Origin of the sequence: Nonomuraea sp. NPDC050783 (genome assembly GCF_040802095.1) — a bacterium.
In the GTDB taxonomy this organism is placed as follows: Bacteria; Actinomycetota; Actinomycetes; order Streptosporangiales; family Streptosporangiaceae; genus Nonomuraea.
Map to the genome: position 1 here is coordinate 212,581 of NZ_JBFAHK010000002.1, position 24,256 is coordinate 236,836.

The 24,256-nt window shown below is 73.5% G+C and carries 21 protein-coding genes; 5 read left to right on the top strand and 16 right to left on the bottom strand.

Translation table 11 applies throughout. From position 1 onward, the window contains the following. Nucleotides 1-210: 210 nt before the first annotated feature. Nucleotides 211-567: a helix-turn-helix domain-containing protein gene (locus tag AB0H75_RS05910; RefSeq protein WP_367792351.1), complete on the top strand. Its 357-nt coding sequence runs from the start codon at nucleotides 211-213 to the stop codon at nucleotides 565-567. Here the strand turns inward: AB0H75_RS05910 and AB0H75_RS05915 are convergent. Together AB0H75_RS05915 and AB0H75_RS05920 are read right to left on the bottom strand one after the other, a co-directional pair. Further along, nucleotides 564-1,343 (bottom strand): DNA-formamidopyrimidine glycosylase family protein, encoded by a 780-nt coding sequence (locus AB0H75_RS05915; RefSeq protein WP_367791064.1) that lies wholly within the window; start codon nucleotides 1,341-1,343, stop codon nucleotides 564-566. The genes AB0H75_RS05910 and AB0H75_RS05915 overlap by 4 nt on opposite strands. A 42-nt stretch (nucleotides 1,344-1,385) precedes the next feature. Further along, a complete protein-coding gene (locus tag AB0H75_RS05920; RefSeq protein ID WP_367791067.1) occupies nucleotides 1,386-1,835 on the bottom strand; it encodes an Rrf2 family transcriptional regulator in 450 nt (149 codons plus the stop codon). Between the two features lie 217 nt (nucleotides 1,836-2,052). On the opposite strand from AB0H75_RS05920, the gene AB0H75_RS05925 reads away from it, so the two are divergent. Continuing rightward, nucleotides 2,053-3,234: an ROK family protein gene (locus AB0H75_RS05925; RefSeq protein ID WP_367792354.1), complete on the top strand. Its 1,182-nt coding sequence runs from the start codon at nucleotides 2,053-2,055 to the stop codon at nucleotides 3,232-3,234. 77 nt (nucleotides 3,235-3,311) lie between these two features. Here the strand turns inward: AB0H75_RS05925 and AB0H75_RS05930 are convergent, their stop codons facing one another. The 10 genes from AB0H75_RS05930 to AB0H75_RS05975 all read right to left on the bottom strand — a co-directional run bounded on the left by AB0H75_RS05930 (nucleotide 3,312) and on the right by AB0H75_RS05975 (nucleotide 15,878). Further along, a complete protein-coding gene (locus AB0H75_RS05930; protein WP_367791070.1) occupies nucleotides 3,312-5,192 on the bottom strand; it encodes an OPT family oligopeptide transporter in 1,881 nt (626 codons plus the stop codon). A gap of 3 nt (nucleotides 5,193-5,195) precedes the next feature. Next, the gene (locus tag AB0H75_RS05935; protein ID WP_367791073.1) at nucleotides 5,196-6,431 is read right to left on the bottom strand and encodes a hypothetical protein; all 1,236 of its coding nucleotides are present in this window, start codon (nucleotides 6,429-6,431) and stop codon (nucleotides 5,196-5,198) included. 13 nt (nucleotides 6,432-6,444) lie between these two features. Then, nucleotides 6,445-7,974, bottom strand: coding sequence for an asparagine synthetase B (locus AB0H75_RS05940; RefSeq protein WP_367791075.1), 1,530 nt, complete (start codon nucleotides 7,972-7,974; stop codon nucleotides 6,445-6,447). A 17-nt stretch (nucleotides 7,975-7,991) separates the two neighbouring features. Then, complete coding sequence (gene aroA, locus AB0H75_RS05945) at nucleotides 7,992-9,293, bottom strand: 3-phosphoshikimate 1-carboxyvinyltransferase (protein WP_367791078.1); 1,302 nt, start codon at nucleotides 9,291-9,293, stop codon at nucleotides 7,992-7,994. Nucleotides 9,294-9,329: 36 nt separating this feature from the next. Then, the gene (locus tag AB0H75_RS05950; RefSeq protein WP_367791081.1) at nucleotides 9,330-10,649 is read right to left on the bottom strand and encodes a 3-phosphoshikimate 1-carboxyvinyltransferase; all 1,320 of its coding nucleotides are present in this window, start codon (nucleotides 10,647-10,649) and stop codon (nucleotides 9,330-9,332) included. Continuing rightward, nucleotides 10,646-11,050 carry a Rid family hydrolase gene (locus AB0H75_RS05955; protein WP_367791084.1) on the bottom strand — a complete coding sequence of 135 codons (405 nt, stop codon included), beginning with the start codon at nucleotides 11,048-11,050 and terminating at the stop codon, nucleotides 10,646-10,648. Before AB0H75_RS05955 ends, AB0H75_RS05950 begins: the two co-directional genes overlap by 4 nt. Before the next feature lie 130 nt (nucleotides 11,051-11,180). Further along, nucleotides 11,181-12,623 carry a glycoside hydrolase family 3 protein gene (locus tag AB0H75_RS05960; protein WP_367791087.1) on the bottom strand — a complete coding sequence of 481 codons (1,443 nt, stop codon included), beginning with the start codon at nucleotides 12,621-12,623 and terminating at the stop codon, nucleotides 11,181-11,183. 71 nt (nucleotides 12,624-12,694) lie between these two features. Further along, a complete protein-coding gene (locus AB0H75_RS05965; protein WP_367791090.1) occupies nucleotides 12,695-13,546 on the bottom strand; it encodes a carbohydrate ABC transporter permease in 852 nt (283 codons plus the stop codon). Continuing rightward, nucleotides 13,543-14,556 (bottom strand): carbohydrate ABC transporter permease, encoded by a 1,014-nt coding sequence (locus tag AB0H75_RS05970; protein ID WP_367791093.1) that lies wholly within the window; start codon nucleotides 14,554-14,556, stop codon nucleotides 13,543-13,545. The genes AB0H75_RS05965 and AB0H75_RS05970 overlap by 4 nt, the downstream gene beginning before the upstream one ends. Nucleotides 14,557-14,558: 2 nt before the next feature. Beyond that, nucleotides 14,559-15,878 (bottom strand): sugar ABC transporter substrate-binding protein, encoded by a 1,320-nt coding sequence (locus AB0H75_RS05975; protein ID WP_367791096.1) that lies wholly within the window; start codon nucleotides 15,876-15,878, stop codon nucleotides 14,559-14,561. Between the two features lie 137 nt (nucleotides 15,879-16,015). Between AB0H75_RS05975 and AB0H75_RS05980 the strand changes: the two genes are divergently transcribed. The 3 genes from AB0H75_RS05980 (at nucleotide 16,016) to AB0H75_RS05990 (ending at nucleotide 19,022) form a co-directional block, all read left to right on the top strand. Next, nucleotides 16,016-17,164, top strand: a complete 1,149-nt coding sequence (locus AB0H75_RS05980; RefSeq protein ID WP_367791099.1) for an ROK family protein — start codon at nucleotides 16,016-16,018, stop codon at nucleotides 17,162-17,164. Nucleotides 17,165-17,176: 12 nt separating this feature from the next. Further along, nucleotides 17,177-17,851 (top strand): M15 family metallopeptidase, encoded by a 675-nt coding sequence (locus AB0H75_RS05985; protein WP_367791102.1) that lies wholly within the window; start codon nucleotides 17,177-17,179, stop codon nucleotides 17,849-17,851. Nucleotides 17,852-17,936: 85 nt separating this feature from the next. Then, entirely contained in the window at nucleotides 17,937-19,022 is a 1,086-nt protein-coding gene (locus tag AB0H75_RS05990) for a glutamate--cysteine ligase (protein ID WP_367791105.1), read from the top strand. A gap of 61 nt (nucleotides 19,023-19,083) precedes the next feature. Here AB0H75_RS05990 and AB0H75_RS05995 read toward each other — a convergent pair whose 3' ends face one another. From AB0H75_RS05995 to AB0H75_RS06010, 4 genes are all read right to left on the bottom strand, one after another. Further along, on the bottom strand, nucleotides 19,084-20,874 hold the full coding sequence (locus AB0H75_RS05995) for a gamma-glutamyltransferase family protein (RefSeq protein WP_367792357.1): 1,791 nt from the start codon (nucleotides 20,872-20,874) through the stop codon (nucleotides 19,084-19,086). A 209-nt stretch (nucleotides 20,875-21,083) separates the two neighbouring features. Continuing rightward, nucleotides 21,084-22,844, bottom strand: a complete 1,761-nt coding sequence (locus AB0H75_RS06000) for a hypothetical protein (RefSeq protein WP_367791108.1) — start codon at nucleotides 22,842-22,844, stop codon at nucleotides 21,084-21,086. After that, nucleotides 22,835-23,590 (bottom strand): ABC transporter ATP-binding protein, encoded by a 756-nt coding sequence (locus AB0H75_RS06005; protein WP_367791111.1) that lies wholly within the window; start codon nucleotides 23,588-23,590, stop codon nucleotides 22,835-22,837. Before AB0H75_RS06005 ends, AB0H75_RS06000 begins: the two co-directional genes overlap by 10 nt. Further along, nucleotides 23,587-24,249 (bottom strand): TetR/AcrR family transcriptional regulator, encoded by a 663-nt coding sequence (locus AB0H75_RS06010; RefSeq protein WP_367791114.1) that lies wholly within the window; start codon nucleotides 24,247-24,249, stop codon nucleotides 23,587-23,589. Before AB0H75_RS06010 ends, AB0H75_RS06005 begins: the two co-directional genes overlap by 4 nt. Between the last annotated feature and the right edge of the window lie 7 nt (nucleotides 24,250-24,256).

Below are 24,256 nucleotides of genomic sequence, written 5' to 3' on the forward strand. Positions count from 1 at the left end.
GTGAGTGAGGTCCGTGAGCCAACTGCAAGCACCGAGCGCCCGGCAGGCGGGCCTGATGAGTCGCGTGGCGAGGCACGAGCGGCGGTCAAGGGGCGGCGACGCCCGATGATGACGGCGAGGAGCATGTACGAAGCGAAGAAGACCGATGTGCGGCACGATCCGATCGCGCGGGGCGTGGTGAAGACTTCCGCGCCGGGGAGGGAGCGACAGATGATTCTGCTGCGTCAGCTGCTCGGCGACGTGCTGAGGCGGTTGCGCGTGCGCCAGGGACGTACGCTGCGCGAGGTTTCCACGCTTGCCCGTGTCTCGCTCGGCTACCTGTCCGAGGTGGAGCGGGGCCAGAAGGAGGCCTCGTCGGAGCTGCTGGCGTCGATCTGCGGTGCGCTCGGGGTGCCGCTGTCACAGGTGCTGCGTGAGGTGTCCGACCAGTTCGCGCTGGCGGAGCTCCAGGCCGCGCCGGTGCTCGCCGACGTGCCGGAGCACGAGCGTCTGCCTCTTTCCGAGACGGTTCCCGGGACGATCTCCGGCTCCGTGTTCCCCGAGGTCAAGGACATGGTGGCTGCCTAGCGAGGCTGGCAGCGCGCACACCACAGGATCAGCCGTTCCTGTGGCCGCGCCCCCATCTCCCCGCGGCTGATGCGGGTGCCGCAGCGGCGACACGGCCTTCCCGCCCTGCCGTAGACCCACGTCGCGTTCGCCGGGCGGCGATCACCTGTGGTCACCGTGCCCGCGTGATCCTTGTTGGCCGCCAGCAGGCGCTGTGCCAGCGAGACGAGCCCGCCCAGATCCTCGATCTCCCCGACCCTCCGCCACGGCCAGACCCCGCGCAGGAACAAGGTCTCGGCGCGATAGATCGTGCCGATCCCCGCCAGGTTGCGCTGATCGAGCAGCGCCTCCCCGATGGTCCTGTCAGGCTCCTCGCGCAGCCTCCGCACGGCCTCGTCCGGGTCCCAGCCGGGGCCCAGCAGATCCGGCCCCAGGTGGCCGACCACCCGCGCCTCGTCGTCGGTCCTGACGAGGTCCACCATGCCCAGCTTGACGCCGAGCGCCGTGCACTCCTGGTTGGCCAGGACCAGCCGCACCTGGTCGCCGGGCGGCACGCGGGCCCCCGCGGCCACGATCCGCCAGCTTCCGTCCATGCGCAGGTGCGTGTGGACCGTCAGGCCACCCTCCACGCGGGTCAGCAGGTGCTTGCCCCGGGACAGCGTGGTCAGCACCGCACGGCCGGTGAGGTCGGCGGTGGCGTGGCGGGGGACACGGAAGTCGGATCTGGTGAGCACCCGCCCGTCCAGGGCGGAGCGCAGGCGGGCGGCCGTGCGATAGACGGCGTCTCCCTCGGGCATCCTCCCAGTCTAGGAACCCGCCGGGCAGCCGCAGGACGGGCGTCAGTCCCAGGCGGCGGGGTCGGCGGCGAGCTGGCGGACGCGGTCGGGCAGCGACCCGGAGGCGACCTGCTCCAGCGTGACCTCCTCCAGGATCGAGCGCTCGGTGGCGCGCAGCGCGATCCACACCTGCTGCAGCGACTCCGCCGGCCCCCGGTAGCCCACGTGCTCGGGCCGCTCGCCCCGGACGTTGGCCAGCGGGCCGTCCACCGCGCGGATCACGTCGGCCAGGGAGATCTCGCCGGCGGGCCGGGCCAGCACGTAACCGCCCTCGGGACCCCGCTGGCCGCGTACCAGGCCGGCACGGCGCATCTGGAGCAGGATGTTCTCCAGGTACTTCGGCGGCATGTCCTGCTCCTTGGCGAGCTCGCCCACGGTGGTGGGGCCCGCACCGGCGGCGGCGAGCTCGGTGGCGGCGCGGAGGGCGTAGTCGACTCGAGCGGAAAGGCGCATGTTTTCGATTATCCCTCCTGGTCAACACTGGTTAGGCGCAAGCTCGTCAGATGGGGCAGGAGATTCGAAGTCCGGCGTCGCCCCGGGCGCCGGGGCTCTGGCATGCTGATCATGAAGGAAACTCGCGTTCACCTGCGACGTCCCGTCGGGGTGCGGGCGCTAAACTTCCAACAATCCTGTCAATTCCGTGCTGCGACGACCGTGGGGATTCAGCGTGGTGGAGCGACGCCCTGGTGTGCCCAGACTGCTGCGGGAGATCAACGACCGGGCCGCGCTGGAGCTGCTGCTGGCCACCGGCCCCATGACCCGCGGCCAGATCGGCGACCTGACCGGCCTGTCCAAGGTCACGGCCTCGCAGACGCTGGCCAGGCTGGAGGAGCGCGGCCTGGTCGAGGTCGTCGGCACGCAGGCCGGCGGGCGGGGCCCCAACGCCGCCCTCTACTCGGTGATCGCCTCCAGCGCGTACGTGGCCGGCCTGGAGGTCGGCCCCGAGCGCATCTCCTCGGCCGTCGCCGACATCCACGGCCACACGATCGCCGAGGTCACCGTCGATCCGGCGGGCCACGAGGCGCCGGTGGCCGCCGTGCACGAGGCCATCGTCAGGGCTTGCCGCAGCGCCAGGATCGGCCTGGGCAAGCTGCGCGGCGTCGTCATCGGCACCCCCGGCGTGGTCGATCCGCGCAGCGGCGACGTACGGTTCTCCTTCGACCTGCCCGGCTGGCACGAGGGCATCCACGAGGCCCTGGCCGGCGACCTGCGGCGCGAGGTGACGATCGAGAACGACGTCAATCTCGCCGCCCTCGCCGAGCGCGCCGACGGGGTCGCCAAGGGTGTGGACGACTTCGTGCTGCTGTGGGCCAGCCGCGGCCTCGGCCTGGCGGTCATGCTCGGCGGCAAGCTGCACCGGGGCCGCTCGGGCAGCGCCGGCGAGATCGGCTACCTGCCGGTGCCCGGGGTGCCGCTGCCGGAGGACATCCGCACCGAGCCGGGGCGGCTGCCCTCGCTGGCGGGCGGCCTGCAGTCGCTGGTCAGCGCCGAGGCGGTGGCCGAGCTGGCCCAGGGCTACGGCTTCGCGGCCAGCAGCGCGGGCGAGTGCGTCCGGGTCGCGATGGCCGCCGGCGCCCGCGGCGAGCCGCTGCTCGGCGAGATCGCCCACCGGCTCGCCCTGGGCGTGGCCGCCGTGTGCGTGATCCTCGATCCCGGCCTGGTGGTGCTGGCCGGGGAGGTGGGGCAGGCGGGCGGTGACGTGCTGGCCTCCCGGGTGGAGGAGGCCGTGGCCCGGATCTGCCCGGTGCGCCCCCAGGTCGGCACCACGACGGTCACCGACCGCAACCCGGTGCTGCGCGGCGCCGTCCTCGCTGCCCTCGGCCAGGCCCAGGAGGAGCTGCTGACCTCCTGAGCGCCACCCCTCCTGAGCGCCACCCTCCTGGCCCGGTCTGCTGGGCCGGTCTGCTGGGCCGGTCTGCTGGGCGGTGGTCAGTCCCCGGCGGCGGCCCGGCCGGCGGGCACGGCGGTGGCCCGCGACCCGCGGGCGTGCCGGTAGACCCCGGCCAGCACGGCCGCCAGGGCGGCCAGCGAGAGCGGCGCGCTGTCCAGCACCCGAACCGGCAGGTCCACCCCCATCGAGCGGGGCACCGCGGCGGCGAGCCCGGCCAGCGCCTCTCCGGTGATCAGACCCGAGCACACCAGCACGGCCCGGTCGTAGGAGGCGCGGCCGGCCGCCGGCGAGTGCCGCCGCGCGGCCCGTTCCAGCAGCTCCCCGGTCAGGCCGCCGGCGAACATCGGCACCGACAGGCTCAGCGGGAGGTACATCCCGATCGCCACCGCCATCACCGGCAGCCTCGGGAACATCCGGCCGGCCAGGATCAGCACCACGCCCAGCCCCGCCCCGGCCGCCAGCATGCCCACCGGCAGGTCCCCGCCGTCGAACAGCGCGCCCGCCAGGTTGGCGAAGACCACCGCCTGCGGCGCCTTGATCTGGCTGCCCGGCCCGAGGCCGTACCCCGACAGCAGCAGCACCACGACCGGCGCCACCACGAAGGCGAAGACGCCGACGCCGAGGAGCTGCACGAGCTGCACGCGGCGCGGCGTGCCGCCGAGGAGCTGGGTGGTCTTGAAGTGCTGCGCGGTGTCGCCCGCCGTCGCGGTGGCGGTGCAGACCAGCACCGCCACCAGCAGCGCCGCCGCCACGACGGGCGTGCCGGTGCCCGCCCTGACCAGGGTGAGAACCGGGGCCGCCGCCAGCAGGGCGCAGATCGCGAGGCCGGAGACGGGGCTGTTGGAGTTGCCCACGACCCCCACCACGGTGGCGGCCACCGCGGCGAGGAAGAACACCAGCACCACGGCCAGCGTGGCGGTCACCACGGCCAGCACCGCGGAGCCGGTCATCGCCAGGGTCAGCCCGGCGATCCCGGCCCAGATCACCACGCCGCCCGCCGGCACCCACCGCAGGGGCAGGTCGGCGTCGGCGCCGGCGACCCCCCGGCCGGCGCGGCGCAGCCCGTCCAGGGCGTGCCGCACGCCGCCGCCGATGGAGGCGCGCGCCCGCACGACCGACCAGCACCCGCTGACCACCATCGCGCCGATCCCGAGATAGCGGGCCTGCCCGCGCCAGGTGTCCCAGGCCAGCGCCACCAGCCCGGCGGGACCGGCGGGCCCGGCCAGCAGCGGGATCGCGACCCCCCACGAGATCACGCCGCCGAGCAGCAGCAGCGCCGCCACCCGCAGCCGCAGCACCAGGCCGACGCCGGCCAGCGCGAGCGAGATGTCCGCGCCGCCGTAGAAGAGCACGCCGCCGACGCGGAAGGCACCCTCGACCGTGCCCGAGATCACCTGGACCACGCCGGACAGCGACTTGAACGCCGCGCCCGCCAGCAGCGCCAGCCCGGCGGGCAGCAGCGCCCGCCGCCCGCCCGCGCCCGTCCTGGTGATCGTCGCGCTGGTGACGCTCTCCGGATAGGTCAGCTCGGGGGCGTCCACGGTGACCGGCCTGCGCAGCGGGATCACCAGCAGGACGCCGAGCAGCCCGCCGAGCGCCGCCATCAGGCTGACCTCCCAGTAGCCGAGGCCGTGCCGCACGCCGGCGAGCTGCAGCGCCGGGACCGTGAACACCACGCCCACGGCCAGCGCCTCCCCGGAGGAGGCGATGGTCTGGGCGATGTTGTTCTCCAGCACGCCCATGCGCAGCGCCGCCCTGCGGGCCGTCCCGCGGGCGATGCCGGTGCAGACCAGCGCCGCCGGGACGGCCGCCGAGACGGCCAGGCCCGAGTACAGCGCGAGATAGGTGATGGCGGCCGTCATGACCAGGCCGATCGCCAGGCCGGTGACCACCGCGCGAACGGTCAGCTCCCGCTCCACCGGTCAGCTCACCACCAGCGCGGCCCGCTCGTGCACGATCTCCGCGTCGCGCCGGAGCTGCTCGCGGTCCTCGTGCACCAGCCGCACCAGGCCCCACGCGGTGGCCATGTCCACCGTGCGCGGCCAGTGCCCGCCCGGTCGCGCCACGATGCGCGCCCCCTCGTACGAGGGCAGGGCCTCGATCTCCGCCAGCCCCCGGTAACCGGTCACCCGGCCGGGGGTGTCGTTGATCAGGCAGCACACGTTGTAGTGGCGGTGGAAGCGGTACCGCCCGGCGGCCGGCCGCTCGCCGAGGAAGATCCGGATGTTGTCCTGGAACGGGCTGCGCCCGGTGCAGGCCCGGATCATCTCGGCGGTGCCGCCGCCCGGCAGCCGGTTGTTGACCTCGATGGCCCGCGGGCCGCGCGAGGTCAGCTTGTACTCGGTGTCGTTGATACCGTAACGCACCTCCAGCGCCTGGTTGGCGGCCCGCACGTACGGCAGGGCCGCCACCACGGCCGGGTCGTCCAGCGGCAGCGAGGCGAAGTTGCGGTAGACGCTGGGCCGGCCGGCGCGGCGGAGCTTGTCGTAGCGGGCCGCCGAGATCAGCTCTCCCGGCCCGCCCGCGTGCAGCAGGTTGACGAAGAACTCCGCGCCGTCCAGGTACTCCTCGGCGACCACGGTGTCGAAGCGGCGGCCGTACAGGTCGGGCCGGCCGGTGATCGTGGCGAAGGCCGCGGCGGCCTCCCGCGCGTTCTCGCACACGAACACGTTGGTCGCGGCGCTGGAGGACGGCGGTTTGAGCACCACCGGGTACCCCTGCTGCTCGGCCCAGGCCAGGACGTCCGCGAGCCGCCCGGAGGTGTGGAAGGCCGCGCAGGCCACGCCCTGCCGGGTCCAGCGCTCCTTCATCGCGCCCTTGTCCCAGCGGGCGGCCAGGGTGCCCGGCGGGTTGCCGATCAGGCCCAGCGCGTCGGCCAGCAGGTCGCTCAGCTCCAGCGCGGGCGAGATGCCCGGCACGACCGCGGCCACGCCGAGCGCCCTGAGCCGGGCCACCGTCTCCGGGAGCGAGTCGTGCCGGACGATCTCGTCGTAGTGCTGCGGCTCGAAGCTCTGCACGACCCTCGGGTTGGTGTGCTCGCGGGTCAGCACACAGATCATCGACAGGCCCATGGCCTTGCCCTCGGCCCCGTACGGGCCGCCCATGGACACCGGGTCGATCACCGCCACCGCGCGGCGGTCTCCGTTCGTCGGACGCACTCTGCTCGGCCTCCTACGCCACGAACTCGAAGTAGCCGTTGGGCGAGTAGTCGTGGCCCACCCGCCGGTTCCGCTCCCCGGGCGGCGGGAAACCGGCCTCCAGGTAAGCCCGCAGGAAGTAGCGGCCCTGCGGGGTGTCGATCCCCAGCCGCCGGGTGCTCTCGTCGTCCCGGCCGGCCCGCGCGGCGGCGTACTCGGCCAGGGTGTTCTTCATGCCGCTGCCGTCCGGCATGCGGATCTTGCGGCGGTCCCGGACGTAGGCCGGCAGCCGGTCGCGGAACGCCTCCCGCAGCAGCCACTTCTCCACGCCGCCGCGCAGCTTCATCCGCATCGGCACGCGGTAGGCGAACTCCAGCAGGTACCGGTCCATGAACGGCACCCGCGTCTCGATCGAGTGCATCATGCTGGTGCGGTCCACCCGCTGCAGGTCGGTACGGTGCAGGTTGCCGACGCGGTAGCGCATCAGCCCGGCCGGGTCGGGATGGGTGGCGAACAGGTCGTAGCCCGCCAGCACCTCGTCGCTGCCCTCCCCGCACAGCGCCAGCTTGAAGCCGTGCCGCCGGGCGGCGCGGTAGACGAAGTAGCCGACGCAGGAGTCCATCACGTCCACGGCCTCGAAGAACTCCGTGCCGCGGACCACCTCGGGGATGACGGACACCAGGCCGGCCGCGTCCAGCCGGGAGACGATCTGCCGGACGCCGCGCTCGCGGCAGTAGCGCCGGGCGACGGCGAGGTCGGCGGCGCCGTCGAAGCCCACCGTGACCGCGGTCACGTCCGGGTGGTGCTCCAGCGCGACCGCCAGCACGGCCGCGCTGTCGATGCCGCCGCTGAAGGCCACGGCCACCGGCAGGTCGGTGTCGAGCTGGCCGCGCACGGCGGCCTCGAACAGCTCGCCGTAACGTTCGACGGCCTCCCGCTCGGTGAGCTCCAGCGGCGTGTCGTCGAGGTGGAACCAGCGGTGCTCGCGGCCGTCGCGCAGGTACGTCCCCGGCGCCACGACGCGGATGTCGGAGGAGAAGCCGAGCAGGCACTTCTGCTCCGAGGCGAAGCGGTACTCCCCGTCGCGCACCGCGTAGTACAGCGGCTTGATGCCGATGTGGTCGCGGGCGGCCAGGAAGCCGCCGGTGACCCGGTCGTACAGGACGAAGGCGAACATGCCGTTGAAGCGGTCCAGCATCGCCTCGCCCCATTCCAGGTAGGCGTGCACGACGACCTCGGTGTCGGAGGCCGTGCGGAAGGCGTGGCCGCGCCGCTCCAGCTCGGCCCTGAGCTGCCTGAACCCGTACAGCTCGCCGTTGTAGGCCAGCAGGTAGCGGCCCGTGGGGTCGCTCTGCGGTTGCCGGGCGTGCTCGCGGTCCACGATGGCCAGGCGATTGGTGCCGAGCGCCGCGCCGGCCTCGGCCCGGCTCTCGCCGAAGCAGCCGGGATCGCCGCGATGACGGATCCGGCCGAGCATGGCGGCCAGCTCGCGCTGCCTGGCCGCGGTGCGGTCCGGGCCCTCGGCGGTCCCGGCCGGGTCGATGATGGCGGCGATCCCGCACATGGCTGCCCCTCTCCCGCTCAGGCGGCGACCGTCGCGCCGAGCCGGCGCAGGTCCTCGAAGAACGCCGGATACGTCTGCGCCACGTACTGCGGGTCGCCGATGGTGAGCCCACGGCGGCTGCGCAGGGCGACCAGGCTCATGGCCATCACCACGGCGTGGTCGTAGTGGCTGGTGACCGTGACGCCGCCGGGCACGCCGCCAGGGGAGCCGTGGACGATCAGCTCGTCGCGGGTCTCGCCGGAGTCGATGCCGACCCGGGTGAGCTCGCGGCGGAAGTCGCTGATGCGGTCGCACTCCTTGTACCTGATGTGCTCGATGTTGGTGAAGCGGCTGGTGCCCTCGGCGTGCGCGGCCAGCGCGGCCAGGGGGAGCACCGCGTCGGGCGCCTGCGAGCCGTCGAAGTCGCGGGCCCGCAGCGGGCCGCCGCCGCGCACGCGCAGCGTGGTCCCGTCCTCGTCGATGCGGGCGCCGACGGCGCGCAGGTGGTCGAGCACGCCGCCCAGCTCCTCCAGGCCGTGGGAGCGGATCTCCACGTCGGACTCCACCGCCGTGGCGATCGCCAGCAGCGCCGCCACGCTGGCCGGGTCGCTGCCGCACGCGTACGCGGCCGGCTGGAACCCGCCGCCGGGCCGGACGAGGTAGGTGAGCAGGTCCGCGCCGGCCTCGGCCGCGACGCCGGCGCGGGCCAGCACCGCCAGCGTGGTCCGCACCATCGGCCAGGCCTTCAGCTCGTCGGTGACGTGCACGGCGAGCGGCTCGTCCAGCAGCCCGCCGAGGTAGAGCAGGCCGCTGAGGAACTGGGAGCTGCGCCGGCCCGAGATGCCCACCTCGCCGCCGTGGGCGCCCGCGCCGTCGAGGGTGATGGGCAGCCGGCCGTCCGCTCCTTCGGCGGTGACCACGACGCCGAGCGCGCGCAGCGCCTCGACCATCTCGCTGTTGCCGCGCCGGCCCAGCGACTCGGTGTAGGGGCTGGCGAAGGTGACGCCGCGGCTGCGCGCCGCCGCGCCCATGAGCAGCCGCAGCACGATGCCGGAGTTGCCGGGGGACAGGATGACGCCGTCGCGCGGGCGGGCGACGCCCGCCACCCGCAGCCGGCCGGGCCCGTCGGGGGTCATGACGGCACCGAGCGCCCGGCAGCACTCGATCATCGCCTTGACGTTGTGGCTGTCGGCCACGTTCTCGATGGTGCTGGTGCCGGGGGCCAGGGAGGCGGCGAGCACGGCCCGCGCGGAGTAGCTCTTGGAGGCCGGTGGCACGAGCGTGCCCTTCAGGCTCGCGGCCGGGCGCACGTGAAGCTGCTTGTACTGGATGGAGTGCATGACGAAGAAACCTCGAAAGTCGAAGGAGCCGCCGGGTCAGGCGGCGGGCGCGACGTGGACGCCGAGACCGGCCAGCACGTGCGGGAAGTCGGGGAAGCTGGCGTGCAGGTGCTGCACGCCCTCGACGACGGTCGGGCGGCGGGCGCCGACGGCGGCCGTGGCCAGGCTGAGGCAGATGCGGTGGTCGCCGTGGCTGGAGACGGTCACCCCGCCCGCCGGCCGGCTCGGCCCCGGCGTGCGGAAGCCGTCCACCTGGCCGTCGCGGTCGGTGGTCACCTCGATGTGGCAGCCCATCGCCCGCAGCTCGCGGACCATCACCTCGATGCGGCGGCACTTGTGGTTGTTGACGTGCGCGGCGTTGCGCACGCTCACCCGGGCGGGCACGAAGGGCGCGATCGCGGCCAGCGTGGGCACCACCGTGGGGATGTTGCGGCCGTCGATCTCGACGACCGGCCCCGGCGGCACGCCCCGGCCGATCCGCAGCACCCGGGTGACCGGATCGTGTTCCAGGCGCAGGCCGAGCGCCCGCAGGGCGGCCCAGAAGTCCCGCTCGCTGCTGAGCGTGGACGGCTGGTAGTCCACGACGTCGAGCTCGCCCTCCGGCGCCGCCGCGACCACGCCCGCCACGTAGGACAGGGCGGTGAAGTCGGAGGCCACCAGGTGGATCCTGGACTGGTAGACCGAGGGCTCGACCAGATACGACAGTCCCTGCTCGCGGACGGCCGCACCCTGCTCGCGCATCATCCGCACGGTCAGGTCCACGTAGCCGGGGCCGACGGGCGGGCCGGAGCAGTCGATGCGGACCGGCCGCGCCGCGAGGGGCGCGACCATCAGCACCGAGCTGAGCACCTGGGAGCTGTGCCGGGTGTCGACCACGGTCCGGCCGCCGGGGGCGGGACCGCCGCGCACGCCCACCCGCAGGCGGCGCCCGTCGCTGAGGTCGCGTACCGCGCCGCCGAGGTCGCTGACGAAACGCAGGTGCTCGCGGACGGGCCGCTTGAGCATGGAGGCGTTGCCCTCCAGGAGGGTCTCCTCCGGCAGGAGGGCGGCCACCGCGGCCAGCGTGCGGAAGTTGAACGCCGACCCCTCCGTGGCCACCGGCCCGCGGGGCGCCCGCAGCGACCGGCCCGCGCCGGTGAGCACGAGCCGGTCGCCGTCGTCGCGGGCGACCTCCAGCCCCCACTGCCTGGCGGCCTCGAACAGGTGCCGCGCCTCCGACGACCAGGCGGGGTTCTGGATGATGCTCGGCGCGTTGGTCAGCAGGCTGAGCAGGATGGCGCGTTGCATGTGGGGCTTGCTGCGCGGGACGCGGGCGGTCCCGGAGACGCCGCGCGCGGCGGGGGAGACCCGGATCATCGGCCGTCCCCGGACAGGACCGCGATGGCGCTGATCTCCACCAGGAACTCCGGCTTGACCAGCGTGGCCTGCACGGTGGTGTTGACCGGGGTGATGGCGCCGAAGTAGGCGTGGAAGGCGCCGGCGTAGTCGTCGAAGTGCCGGAAGTCGGACAGGTGGGTCGAGGTGGCGACCACGTCCTCCAGCTCGGCGCCCAGCCGCCGGAGCGAGGTGCGGATCTTCTCGATCACGTAGCGGGTCTGCTCGCGGGCGTCGTTCCCCTGGGCGTTTCCGGCACCGTCGGCGGCCACGGTGCCGGCGATGAAGACCAGGTCGCCCATCCGCACGCCGCGGCTGTAGCCCATCTGGGGCTCCCACGGGGACGGGCTGAAGATGACCTCTCTTGCGATGGTGTCGCGCACGGCGGCACCCTTCCCTTCACTGGTTACGGGCATGACAACCGCTAGGGCGTTCCACGGTGTTCCGGCCCGTTCCAGCGCGTGCGGAAAGGGCGCCGGCCCGCGGGCCGGCGCCCTTTCCTTCTGTCGGGTTCTACGCGGTCTGCAGGAGCTCCACGGCCGCCTGGGCGTTGGCGCGGGCGGCCCCGTACGTGGCGATGTAGGCCGCGCTGTCCGGCCGCCACACCGGCAGCCCCATCTCGATGACGGTCGTGTCCGGCCGGGCCGCCACCAGCGCGGAGACCAGCTCCCGGCTGGCGGGGTGGCGGTGGGCGTCCTTGATCACGACGACCAGCGACCGGCCCGCCGCCTTGGCCAGCAGCGTGGGCGCGTCGGCGGCCGACGGCTCGACGCGGACGATCTCCGCCTCGGGCAGCCACGGCCCCACGCCCCACGGCACGTCGCCCACGGCGATCGTCGGCGGGGTGTCCACCTCGACCACCAGCGGCTCGACCAGGGGCTCGGGCGCGCCGCTCAGCCGCACGGCGCGGCGGGCGGCGTGCAGGCCCACGACGTTCCGCTCGGCGGGCAGCTCCCGTGCCCCGCCGAACCACGCGCGCAGCGCGGCCACCCGCGCCGCCGCCTCCTCCAGCCGCCCGGCGCTCAGCCGGCCCTCGCGCACCGCGGAGACGATCTCGGCGATGATCGCCCGCACGTCGTCGTAGGTCGGCAGCGGCCCCAGGCACAGCAGGTCGGCCCCGGCCGCCAGCGTCCGCACCGCGCCCCCGGCCAGGCCGACGCTCCTGGTGATGGCGTGCATGTCCAGCGCGTCGGTGATGACCACGCCGTCGAAACCGAGCTCGCCCCTGAGGAGCCCGGTCAGCGCGGCGCCGGACAGCGTGGCGGGCTGGTCGCCCGTCACCGCCGGCACCGCGACGTGCGCGGTCATCACCGACTTGGCCCCCGCGCCGATGGCCGCGCGGAACGGGGCGAGCTCCCGCTCCCGCAGCACGTCCAGGCCGACGTCCACGATCGGGATGGCCAGGTGCGAGTCCACGCGGGTCGCGCCGTGGCCGGGGAAGTGCTTGACGCAGGCCGCCACGCGCAGCGACTGCAGGCCCTCCACGGCGGCCACCGTGTGCCGGGCCACCAGGGCGGCGTCCGCGCCGAACGAGCGGGTGCCGATCACCGGGTTGTCGGCCTCGGTGTTGACGTCCGCGCTGGGCGCCATGTCCAGGTTGATGCCGCAGGCGGCCAGCTCGGCGGCGATGGCCCGGTAGACGCTGCGGGTCAGCTCCGGGTCGTCCACCGCGCCCAGCGCGGCGTTGCCCGGGTACGGGCTGCCGACGTGGTAGGCGAGCCGCGTGACGTCGCCGCCCTCCTCGTCCAGCGAGATGACGGGCTCACCGGCTCCCCGCAGCGCGGTGGTCAGCTCGCTCACCTGGCCGGGGCCGGCGACGTTGAACCCGAAGAGGGTCACGCCGCCCAGGCCGTGCTCCAGCTCGCGCAGCACCCACTCGGGTGCCTCGGTGCCCTGGAAGGCGACGAGCAGTGTGCCGGCCGCCAGGCGGCGCAGCCCCCGATCACTCTGACTCATGGCTCCTCATCAGTGGAAGATGGGCAGGATCGCGTACGGCGCCGGCGGCGCCGCGGCGAATGGCGGTGCTGTCAGCCCTTCACGGCCCCGGCGACCAGGCCGGAGACCATGCGGCGCTGCACGAGGAGGAAGAAGACGACGACCGGGATCGTCATCAAGGTGGATCCGGCCATGATCGCCCCCCAGTCGACGCCCTTCTGGCCGAAGAAGTACTGCAGGGCGACCGGCATCGTGTACCCCTCGGACCCCGACATCAGGTAGAGGGCGAAGACCAGGTCGTTCCACGCGGTGATGAACGAGAAGATGCTCGTGGCCACCAGGCCGGGCGCGACCAGCGGGAAGAGCACCCGCCAGAAGGTCTGCATGCGCCCCGCGCCGTCGATCCAGGCCGCCTCCTCCAGCGACCTGGGCACCGCGGCCACGAACGTGCGCAACATCCAGACGCCGAACGGCAGCGTCAACGCGACCTGGGTGACGATCAGCCCGAGGAGCTGGTCGCCCAGCCCCACCCGCTTGACCATCATGTAGAGCGGGATGAGCAGCCCCTCGGCCGGCAGCATCTGCACGATCAGCAGCACGACCAGGAACACGCTGCGCCCCCTGAACCGGAAGCGGGCGATGGCCGTGGCCGACAGCAGGGCGAAGGCCGAGCCGATGAGCACGGTCCCGAGCGCCACGATCGCGCTGTTGCGCATGTAGAGCCAGATGGAGTTGTTCGCGACGCCCTCGCTCAGCACCCGCGCGAAGTGGTCGAAGGTGAAGTGCGTCGGGAACGGCACGAACTCCGTGGTGAAGATCTGGTCGTTCTCCTTGAAGCCGGTCGCCACCATCCAGTAGACGGGGAAGACGGCGTAGAGGAAGACCAGCACGCCGGCCGTGTTGAGGAGGATCTTGCCGAGCCTCTTGCGGGCGAGCGGGGTCACATCTCCTCCTGCTTCACGATCTGCCTGACGTACACGACGGTGATGACGAGCAGGATGATCGTCAGGACGACGGAGATCGCCGCGCCGGTGCCCAGCTTCTGCGGGGGCTTGAACGCCTCGGCGACCGCGTACATGGACAGGTTGAAGCCGTCGCGGTTGGTGGGCCCGTTCATCAGCACGTAGAGCTGGCTGAAGACCTTGAAGTCCCAGATGATCGACAGGATCGTCAGGACGGCGAAGACGGGCTTCAGCATCGGCAGGGTGATCCTGGTGAACGTGCGCCACGGCCCGGAGCCGTCCACCCTGGCCGCCTCGTACAGCTCGGACGGGATGCCCTTGAGCCCGGCCAGCACCGAGACCGCGATGAACGGGAAGCCGGCCCACACCACGCACACGATCAGCGCGATGTAGAGGGGCAGCGTGTCGTTGAGCCAGGGGGTGCCGGCCCAGCTCGCCTGGCCGTCCGGCGGCGCGGCCAGCCAGTCGGGCAGCAGGTCCAGCGCCCAGTTGACGATGCCGGCCTCGGCGTCGAAGAGCGAGCGCCAGATGACGCCCTGCGCCACCGGCGGCACGGCCCAGGCGAACATGCACCCGATCACCACGAACAGCGACATCTTCCTGCCGAGCCGGTGCAGCAGCACGCCGACGGCGGTGCCGACGACGAGCGTGAGGCTGACCGCGACGAAGGCGAAGGCGACGGTGTTGCGCAGGGCCGCCCAGAAGATGTCGTTGGCCAGGACCTTCTCGAAGTTCTCCAGGCCCACCCACTCGGCCGGCCTGGTGCCCCTGATCTGGGCCAGGCCGACCTTCTGGAAGGCCATCACCGCGAGCTGGACCATCGGGTAGAGCAGCAGCCCCGCGATGACCAGCAGGCCGGGGACGAGCAGGACGTACGGGATGCTCCACACCGGAAGCCCGCTGGCCCGCGCGCGACCGGCGTTCTTCTTGCGCCGGTGTCCCGGGGCCGGGGACGAGCCCCCGCCCCGGGCGACCGTGGTGGTGTTCGCCATGACTACTGGTTCAGGATCTCTTCGAGTTCCTTGTTGGCGTCGGCGAGGGCGGTGTTGGTGTCCTTCTTGCCCTCGATGACGGCCCGTGCGGCGTTCTGCAGCACCATCTTGGTGGCGTCGGCCTCGGCCCAGTTGGGGTCGGCGGGGAAGGCCCTGGCCTTGGCGAACGCCTGGGCGAAGGCGCCCTGCGCCGGGTCCTCCTCAAGCTTGGCCAGGGTGTCCGGGTAGACCGGGAGCAGGCCGCCCTCGCTGGCGTACCGGTCGGCCCAGGTCTTGCTGGTGGCCAGCTTGATGTACTCCTTGCCGAGGTCGGCCTCCTTGGTGCCGCCCCACAGCGCGATGTCGTTGCCGCCGAAGAAGGAGGGGGCCACGCCGCCGGTCTTGGCGGGCAGCGGGAAGAAGCCGAGCTTGTCGCTCTTCAGCTTGCCCTTGGAGTCCTCCTCGATGCCGGGCAGGTCCCAGGCGGCGGTGAGGTACATGGCGACCTTGTTGTTGGCGAAGCGCTTGCGGATGTCGACCGTGTTGAGCGTGAGGTTCGCCTTGCCGGACAGGCCGCCGGTCACCAGGCCGGTGTAGGTCTCGAAGCCCTTGACGAAGCCGGGCTCGGTGAGCTTGCCGACCCACTTGTCGCCCTCCTTGGCGGCGTAGTCGCCGCCCTCGGACCAGGCGAACGCGGCCAGCAGGTGGTTGGCGTCGGAGCCGCCGTTGAAGGCGAAGCCGTCCACGCCGTCGCCCTTCTCCTTCTGGATCTTCTTGGCGGCGGCGACCAGCTCGTCCCAGCTCTTCGGGACCTCGATCTTCAGGTCCTCGAACCAGTCCTTGCGGTAGAGCACGGCGCGGGCGCCGGCGCCCCACGGCACGGCGTAGATCTCGCCGTCCACGGTCTCGTAGCCGTAGAGGTTCTGGGGGATCTGCGACCGGTCGCCCTCGCGGGCGATGTCGGTGATCGGCGTCAGGGCGTCCTGGCTCTGCCACATCGGCACCTGGTCGTTGCCGATCTCGGTGACGTCCGGGCCGGCGCCGGTGGCGGCGGCGGCGAACTTGTCGGCGACCTGCGGCCACGGGATCCACTCGAGCTTGACGTCAGCGCCGGTCTGCTTCTTGAACTCGGCGTTCAGCTCTTCCATGTACTTGGCGGCGGCCGGGTTGCTGTCGCCGAGACGCCAGACGTTGAGCGTCTTGCCGGCGTACTTGGGGCCGCCGGCCGAGGCCGCGGCGCTGGGTGAGGAGGAGGTCTCCTCGCCGCCGGAGCCACAGGCGGCCAGGCCCAGGGCCAGGGCGGCCGTGGTGACCGTAGTGGCGGTGATCTTCGCGATCCTCACAGGGTTCTCCCTTCCCGGGTGCTGGCCTACGGTCCGCACCAGGCTGATCGTCAAATGCCGAACGACGCTGCTAAACTAACAAGAAACTTTCTTAAAAGAAACGCTCGTTAGCCATTCGTGACGAGAGGGGTGCGGTAATGAGTCGAAGCCCGGGTGTGCCCCGGCTGCTGCGTCGGTTGAACGATCGCGCGGCACTCGAGCTCCTCCTCGTGGACGGCCCGCTCACCCGCGCCGAGCTGGGCGAAAGGACCGGGCTCTCCAAGGTAACGGCAGGCCAGCTCCTGTCCAGACTGGAGGAGCGGGGCCTGGTCGAGGTGGCGGGGGAGCGGGCCGGCGGCAGGGGGCCGCACGCCGCCCTGTACGGGGTCGTCCCCTCCAGCGCGTACGTCGCCGGCCTGGAGGTCCTGCCCGACAGCCTGAAGGTCGGTGTGGCCGACATCACAGGCCGGACCGTGGTCGAGATCACCGTCAACCCCGCCGACGGCGGCGACCCGGTCAGGACGGTCCACGCCGCCGTCCAGCGGGCCTGCGACACGGCCGGCATCGGCCTGGAACGGCTGCGGGCCTTCGTCATCGGCACGCGCGGCGTGGTGGACCCGGCCAGCGGGGACGTGCGCTGGTCGTACGACCTGCCCGCCTGGCACGTCGGCGTGCTGGCCAGCCTCCGCCGCACGCTCGGCGCCTCCGTCACCATCGAGAACGACGTCAACCTGGTCGCCCTGGCCGAGCGCACCTACGGCGCCGCGGTCGGCCACGACGACTTCGTGGTCATCTGGGCGGGCGTCGGCCAGGGCCTCGGCGTCATGCTGGACGGCCGCCTGCACCGCGGCATCACCGGCGGCGCCGGCGAGATCGGCTGGCTGCCGGTGCCGGGCGAGCCGCTGCCCGCCGACGTCTCCCAGCCGCAGTCCGGCTCCTTCCAGCGCCTGGTGGGCCACGACGCGCTGCGCGGCCTGGCCCGCGAGCACGGCGTCCAGGGGGCGACGGTGCCCGACCTGATGCGCAACGGCGGCGAGGACTTCCTCGACGCGGTGGCCGGGCGGCTGGCGGTGGGCGCGGCGGCGGTGACCGTCGTGCTCGACCCCGGCCTGATCGTGCTGAGCGGCGACGTCGGCCGGGCCGGCGGCGAGCGGCTGGCCGCCAAGGTCCAGGAGGCCGTGGCCCGCGTGTGCCCGAGCCGGCCGCCCGTCGTCACCACCAAGGTGGCCGGGAACCCCGTGCTGCGCGGCGCCCTGGTGGCGGCGCTGGAGCAGGCCCGGGAGCAGGTTTTCTCCGACACTGTGTGAAAATCGTTGCCCATGTGGCAGTCCCCGAACGACCCGCGCAACGATGTGGTGCTCATCTCCGATCCGCGCGTGGCCGCCGTCCCGGTGCGGGAGTGTGGTGAGCCGCTGGCCGAGGCGCGCGGGCGGCTGCGGGTGGACGGGCGGCTGGCCGACCCCGAGGGCGCCTACGCGCACCTGCGCGCCGGCCTGCTGGAGCGGCTGGAGCGCGCCGAGGCCCTGCTGCCCGACGGCTACCACCTGCTGGTCGTGGAGGGCTACCGGCCCATCGCCACCCAGTCCCTGTACTTCACCGCGTACCGCGACGAGCTGCTGGCCGCCAACCCCGGCATGACGGTCGAGGAGGCGCACGTCGCGGCCAGCCGGTACGTCTCGCCCGTCAGCGTGGCCCCGCACACCGCCGGGGCGGCCGTGGACCTCACCCTGTGCGACCCCGAGGGCGTCGAGTACGACATGGGCACCGCGGTCAACGACAACCCCGAGCAGAGCGCGGGCGCCTGCTACACCGCCGCCCCCAACATCTCGGCCGACGCCCGCGCCCACCGCAAGCTCCTGGCCGCCGCCCTGGAGCCGGTCGGCCTGGTCAACTACCCGACCGAGTGGTGGCACTGGTCCTACGGCGACCGCTACTGGGCGATGGTCACAGGCGCCCCGCACGCGCTGTACGGCCCCACAGGTTTTGCCGCCTGACGGCCCTCACCTGGTAAAGGTTTTCCGCCGGTCGTCGCCTGGGCACAATCTTTTGCGGAGACTGACCCCCCAACGAGGTGCAGGCATGGTTCCGCTCATCGGGATCGAGGAGGAATACCTCGTCGTCGATCCCCGCACCCGCCACGTGTCCCCCCGGGCGGCCGAGGTGCTGGCCGCCACCACCGGCATGGCCGACGTGGTGCACGAGATCACCCGCTTCCAGGTGGAGGCCCGCACGCCGCCCTCCGCCGACCTGAGCGAGCTGGGCTCGCAACTGCGTGCCGTACGCAAGGAGGTGGCCGACGCGGCGCGCGCCCGCGGGCTGGCCATCGCCGCCAGCGGCATCCCCGTCCTGGGCGACGTGAGCTCCCCGCCGCTGACCGACGTGCCCCGCTACCTGCAGAGCAGGGTGGCCTACCGGGCGCTCCAGGACGAGATCACCATCTGCGCGCTGCACGTCCACGTGGACGTGCCCGACCGGGAGCACGCCGTCTACGTCGGCAACCATCTGCGCTGCTGGCTGCCGACGCTGATCGCGCTGGCCGCCAACTCGCCGTTCTTCGCCGGCCGCGACACCGGGTACGCCTCCTGGAGGGTGATCTCCTGGGGGCGGTGGCCGGTGGCGGGCGCGCCCCCGTACTTCGCCTCCTACGGCGACTACGAGCTGACGCTGCGGGCGCTGGGGGAGTCGGGCGCGCTGCTCGACCCCAAGACGGTCTACTGGGACACCCGCCCCTCGCCGAGCCTGCCCACCGTCGAGGTCAGGGCGGCCGACGTGCCGCTCGACGTGAGCGACAGCCTCACCCTGATCGGCCTGGTGCGCGCCCTGGTGGTCACCGCGCTGGAGGCCGTGCGGCGCGGCGACCGCGGGCTGCCCGTCCCGTCGGAGGTGCTGCGCGCCGCCTACTGGCGGGCGGCCAGGGACGGACTGCCCGGCGAGGGCCTGGACGTGCGCGACGGCACGCGCGCGCCCTCGCGGGTGCTGGCCGGGCGGCTCCTTGAGCACGTGCGCCCGGCGCTGGCCGCGCTCGGCGACCTGGCCTTCGTAACCGAGGGCCTGGACCGGCTGCTGCGCAACGGCTCCGGCGCGATGCGGCAGCGCCGGGTCCACGCCCGCGGCAACGACCTGGCCGAGGTGGTGGACGACATCATCGAGGCGACCGTGGCCTGAACTGTGGCCCTGGGCTGTAGCCCGAACGGTGGCCTCAACCGTGGCCTGGGTCCGGGCCGGTTCACCGGCCGGCGGCGTACCCCTGGGCGCCGCGCGGATTGGCGGCGGCCTTGAGGAAGCCGCCGTCCCGGGCCACCGCGCTGAGCCGGCCCAGCGACCACGGGCCCTGCACCTCGACCTCGTGCCCGCGCCGCCGCAGCTCCGCCACGACGCCCGGGTCCAGCCGCTCCTCGGCGTGCAGCACGCCGGGACGCGAGCCGCGTGGGAAGAACGAGCTGGGGAAGTGCTCGGAGTGGAACATGGGGGCGTCCACGGCCTCCTGCAGGTTCAGCCCGCCGTGCACGACCGCCAGGAAGAAGTTCACGCTCCACTGGTCCTGCTGGTCGCCGCCCGGCGTGCCGAACGCCATCCACGGCCGCCCGTCCCTGAGCGCGAACGACGGCGACAGCGTGGTGCGCGGCCGCGCGCCCGGGCGCAGCGTGGCCGGCAGGCCCTCCTGCAACCAGAACATCTGCGCCCGGGTGCCCAGGCAGAAGCCCAGGGCGGGGATGGTGGGGGAGCTCTGCAGCCAGCCGCCGCTGGGGGTGGCCGAGACCATGTTGCCCCAGCGGTCCACGACGTCCACGTGGCAGGTGTCGCCGCGGACCTGGCCGTCGGGCAGCGTCTGCTCCACGCCGCCCGCGCCCGCGCCGGCGTTCACGGTCGGCTCGCCCACGCCCCGCGGGGAGCGCGCGCCGGAGACGCCGGGGGCGCCGCTCGCGGTGCCGGGCACGGGAAGGCCGGGCAGGCGGGGGACGCGCCCGCCGGGGGAGCCGGGCCGCAGCTCCAGGCTGGCCCCGGCGCCGATCAGCCGCCGCCGGGCGGCGTTGTAGGCCGGGTCGAGCAGGTCGTCCAGCGGCACGTCGGTGTCGCCGTACCAGGCTTCGCGGTCGGCGAAGGCGAGCTTGGCGGCCTCGGTCACCGTGTGCACGTAGTCGGCGCTCAGGTAGCCCATCGCGTCCAGGTCGCAGCCGTCGAGCAGGGCGAGCTGCTGGAGGAAGACCGGGCCCTGGCCCCACGGGCCGGTCTTGCAGACGGTGTGGCCGCGATAGTCGAAGGTGACCGGCTCCTCGACGGTGGCCGTCCAGCGGGCCAGGTCGTCGCCGGTCAGCAGGCCGCCGTGGACCTCGCCGGAGCTGTCCCGCCAGGCCGTCGTGGTGCTGAACCCGGCGACGGCCTCGGCCACGAAGCCCTCGTACCAGGCCCGGCGGGCGGCGGCGAGTTGCCCCTCGCGGGTGGCGGAGGCGGCCTCGGCCTCGGCGACGATCCGCCGGTAGGTGGCGGCCAGGGCGGGGTTGGCCAGCCGCGAGCCCGGCGCGGGCACCCGGCCGCCGGGCAGCCAGGTCGCCGCCGAGGTGGGCCAGTCGGCGGTGAACAGCTCCTCGACCGAGGCGATCGTGGCCGAGATGCGCTCCAGCACGGGGATGCCGTGCTCGGCGTAGTGGACGGCGGGCGCGAGCACGTCGGCCAGCCGCCAGGTGCCCCAGCGCTCCAGCAGCACCATCCACCCGCCGAACGCCCCCGGCACCGTGGCCGCCAGCAGGCCGGTGCCGGGGACGACGTCCAGGCCCATCCCGGTGAAGCGCTCGACGGTCGCGGCGGCCGGGGCGACGCCCTGCCCGCACACCACGTGCGCCCGCTGCTCGGCCTCGCTCCACAGCAGGATCGGCACCTCGCCGCCGGGGCCGTTCAGGTGCGGCTCGGCGACCTGCAGCACGAAGCCGGCGGCCACGGCCGCGTCGAAGGCGTTCCCGCCGCGCTCCAGCACGCTCATGCCGGTGGCCGAGGCCAGCCAGTGGGTGCCGGCGACCATGCCGAAGTCGCCCGTCAGCTCGGGCCTGGTGGTGAACAAGGTCGCTCCTGTCGCGTGCGTGGGGGTGGCGCCGGCGCCAGATCCGTCATTGGGGGCTAATCGTATACAGGAGTATCAAATGTCCCGATTATCGGAAACCTCCCGCCTGCGGGCGAACTCCCTCTCCAGGACCTCCCCCTCCAGCAGGTGGAGCGTGGGGAGGCGGCCGCTCATCGTGCTCGTTTCCTGGCGCGGTACGGGAGCCACGCCCCCACGCCGTACATGGCCAGGCCGAGCAGCACCATGCCGGCCGCCACCGGCCAGCGCAGCCCCGGCGGCATGTACGTGGCCAGGAACCACGAGTGCCGCAGCCGCCCGTCCGACACCATGACCGCGGCGATGATCCCCTGCGGCACCAGCGGGATCGCGCCGAACGACAGGCAGACCACGGTCGCCGCCCGCTGCGCCTTCGGCATGTCGGGGAGCTGGAACGACGAGCCCGGCTTGCCGGCGTCCGGCCGCCTGCCGGTGCGCATCAGGTGCAGCAGCTCCGGCCCGTGCGCCCGCAGCCGCCGCTCGGCCAGCAGGCCGAAGCCCCAGAAGCAGAGCGCGCCGGTCGCCAGGCCCACCGCCACGCCCCACCAGCCCGCCGCCAGCGCCACCCCGGCGGCGGGCGCGGCACTGAGCGCCACCAGGAAGATCGTCAGGTACGCCAGGCCGGTCAGCGCGCCGTCGTCCTCGCTCGTCCGCAGCGGGTTGCCGCCGCGGTTGCGCGGATCGATGCTGGGCACGAGCACGTACACCGAGATCAGCGGCACCAGCCCCGCGCCGCCGCCCAGCACGGCCGCCGTGACCGCCAGGACCAGCGGCCAGGGTCCGTCCGCGAGCGGGGTGAGGACCACCGCCAGGGCCAGCGCGACCGGGGCCACCGTCACCAGCCAGGCCTGCTGCCTGCCGCGCACGTCCGCGGCCGTGGCGCCCGGCGTCATGAGCGGCAGCCAGAGGGCGGTGCCGTCGGTGCCGTACATGTTGGCCGTCATCGAGGCCGCCATCACGACGAACAGCGGCGCCGCCCACGGCAGCAGGCCGATCCAGCCCAGCGCGAGCGGCGCGCCCGCGAAGAACAGCCCGTACGCCAGCGCGAAGGTGAGCTGATGGGTGCGCACCAGGTCGCGCGACCACGTACGCAGCTCCTTGGCCACCACGGCCTCCCGCGCCGTGGCCGCGCGCACCGGGCGGCGGCCCCGCGTCGAGGGCCGGCTCGCGCCCGCCCGCCGCGACAGCAGCGCCGCCCACGCGCCGAGCAGCAGCACGATCAGCACCACCAGCGCGCCCAGCGCCCAGTAGTGCCCCCGCACGGCGAGCAGGCCCCACCCGGACGGCAGGTACCGCACGAACTCCGGGACCGCCGCGCCCTGCCCGAACGCCACCGCGAACACCCACGCCTGGCCCAGGAACGCCAGCACCGCGCCGTTGACCACGCCCGCGCCGACCGCCCCCGCCCGCGAGCGCAGCGCGATGCCCAGCACCGCCACGGCCACCTTCGACACCAGCACGAACACGGCCAGTTGCAGCACCATCGCCGGCACCGCGACCAGCACGTTCCCGCCCGCCGGCCCGCCCGCCGCCGTCGCGCCCACCGCCAGCCCGGCGAGCGCGATCAGGCTGATCGCCGGGGCCACGCCCACGAACGCCGCCGCCAGCAGCCCCGCCGCCATCCGGTGCGGCGGCAGGCCCAGCAGCGAGAAGAACTCCGGGCGCAGCGTCTCGTCGCCGCCGCCGGAGAAGACCGGGCCGATGATCCAGCCGAGCATCCACACCGCGTACGCCGCGGCGAGCCAGTCACCGCCCAGCGTGGCCAGGTAGATCGTGCCCGCCGCCAGCACGAGGCCGAGGAAGCCGCCGGCGGCCATCATCTGGCCGCGCTGCCCCGTGCCGGAGTGGCGCAGGATCGCCACCTTCATCCGGACGAGCGTGAGCGCTACAGCCACGACAGCCCCCTGGCGCCCGCGGGGACCGCCCCGACCAGCTCCACGAACCGGTCCTCCAGGCTGCCCTCGCCCCGGACCTCCGCCAGCGGGCCGGCCACCGCCACCCGGCCCTTGTCGATCACCGCCACGTGGTCGCAGAGCTGCTCGACCAGCGCCATCACGTGGCTCGACAGCACCACCGAGCCGCCGCCCGCCACGAAACCCCGCAGGATCATCTTGATCGTCGCCGCCGACACCGGGTCCACCGCCTCGAACGGCTCGTCCAGCACCAGCAGCTTCGGCGCGTGCAGCAGCGCCGTGGCCAGGCCGATCTTCTTGCGCATGCCGGTCGAGTACTCGATGACGAGCGTCTTGTCCGCCCCGTCCAGCTCCAGCACCGACAGCAGCTCCTCGGCCCGCGCGGCCACCACGTCCTTGGTGAGCCCGCGCAGCAGGCCCAGGTAGGTGAGCACCTCGCGGCCGGTCAGCCGCTCCGGCATCGCCAGGCCGTCCGGCAGCACGCCGACGAGCTGCTTGGCCCGCGACGGGTCCGTCCACACGTCGGCGCCGAAGACGCGGGCCGTGCCGTGGTCGGGGCGCAGCAGGCCGACCGCCATCGACAGAGTGGTGGTCTTGCCGGCGCCGTTCTGGCCGACGAGGCCGTAGAACGAGCCCCGGGGGACGGTGAGATCGACGTGGTCCACGGCGACCTTCTCGCCGAACGTCTTGCTCAGGCCGCTGATCTCTAATGCGGGGGATGGCGTCATGAGGGGTTTCTCCCGGTGGTGGCGAGGGTGAAGAGGGTGACGTACTCGCGGGCGAGCGCGTCGAGGTCGAAGCCGGGGCCGCCGGTGGGGCCGCCAGTGGGATCGCCAGTGGGATCGCCGGTGGGATGGGCGGCGAGGAGGCGGGCGGGGACGGCGTCGATGGCGCCGCGGATGGCGATGGCCATGGCCCGCTGGTCGAAGTCGCGGAACTCGCCGGTGCGCTGGCCCCAGTCCAGCAGCTTCATCAGGTCCGTGATCGCGGTCTCGGCCTGGGCGGCGTACGGGCCGGGGCCGCCGCCCTCGCTCACCGCGTGCGTGATGATCTCGACCAGGGCCAGGAGCGGCTCGCGGTGCAGCCGCATGAACTCCAGGTTGCCCTCGATGTAGACCCGCAGGCCCTCCGTGGCGGTGGGCTGGGCCAGGATGCGCGGCACCATCAGGTCGGTCGCCAGCCCGGCCACCTTCTCGACGACCGCCTCGATGAGCTGCTGCTTGCCGCCGAAGTGGTAGGAGATCACGCCCGCGCTGACGCGGGCCCGCGCGGCGATCCTGGCCATCGTGGCGTGGGCGTAGCCCTGGGTGGCCAGGACCTCGATGGCGCAGTCGATGATCTGCGCGCGGCGGGCCTCTTCAATGAACGTACGACTTTCTGGCGGCACGTTCAGA

Excerpts from the sequence above, each read along its gene's own strand:
- AB0H75_RS05980 (WP_367791099.1), top strand. The coding sequence starts at position 16,016 with ATGAGTCGAAGCCCGGGTGTGCCCCGGCTGCTGCGTCGGTTGAACGAT.
- aroA (WP_367791078.1), bottom strand. The coding sequence starts at position 9,293 with ATGCACTCCATCCAGTACAAGCAGCTTCACGTGCGCCCGGCCGCGAGC.
- AB0H75_RS05915 (WP_367791064.1), bottom strand. The coding sequence starts at position 1,343 with ATGCCCGAGGGAGACGCCGTCTATCGCACGGCCGCCCGCCTGCGCTCC.
- AB0H75_RS05985 (WP_367791102.1), top strand. The coding sequence starts at position 17,177 with ATGTGGCAGTCCCCGAACGACCCGCGCAACGATGTGGTGCTCATCTCC.
- AB0H75_RS05940 (WP_367791075.1), bottom strand. The coding sequence starts at position 7,974 with ATGTGCGGGATCGCCGCCATCATCGACCCGGCCGGGACCGCCGAGGGC.
- AB0H75_RS05990 (WP_367791105.1), top strand. The coding sequence starts at position 17,937 with ATGGTTCCGCTCATCGGGATCGAGGAGGAATACCTCGTCGTCGATCCC.
- AB0H75_RS05920 (WP_367791067.1), bottom strand. The coding sequence starts at position 1,835 with ATGCGCCTTTCCGCTCGAGTCGACTACGCCCTCCGCGCCGCCACCGAG.
- AB0H75_RS05970 (WP_367791093.1), bottom strand. The coding sequence starts at position 14,556 with ATGGCGAACACCACCACGGTCGCCCGGGGCGGGGGCTCGTCCCCGGCC.
- AB0H75_RS05910 (WP_367792351.1), top strand. The coding sequence starts at position 211 with ATGATTCTGCTGCGTCAGCTGCTCGGCGACGTGCTGAGGCGGTTGCGC.
- AB0H75_RS05950 (WP_367791081.1), bottom strand. The coding sequence starts at position 10,649 with ATGATCCGGGTCTCCCCCGCCGCGCGCGGCGTCTCCGGGACCGCCCGC.
- AB0H75_RS05995 (WP_367792357.1), bottom strand. The coding sequence starts at position 20,874 with ATGGTCGCCGGCACCCACTGGCTGGCCTCGGCCACCGGCATGAGCGTG.
- AB0H75_RS05960 (WP_367791087.1), bottom strand. The coding sequence starts at position 12,623 with ATGAGTCAGAGTGATCGGGGGCTGCGCCGCCTGGCGGCCGGCACACTG.
- AB0H75_RS06005 (WP_367791111.1), bottom strand. The coding sequence starts at position 23,590 with ATGACGCCATCCCCCGCATTAGAGATCAGCGGCCTGAGCAAGACGTTC.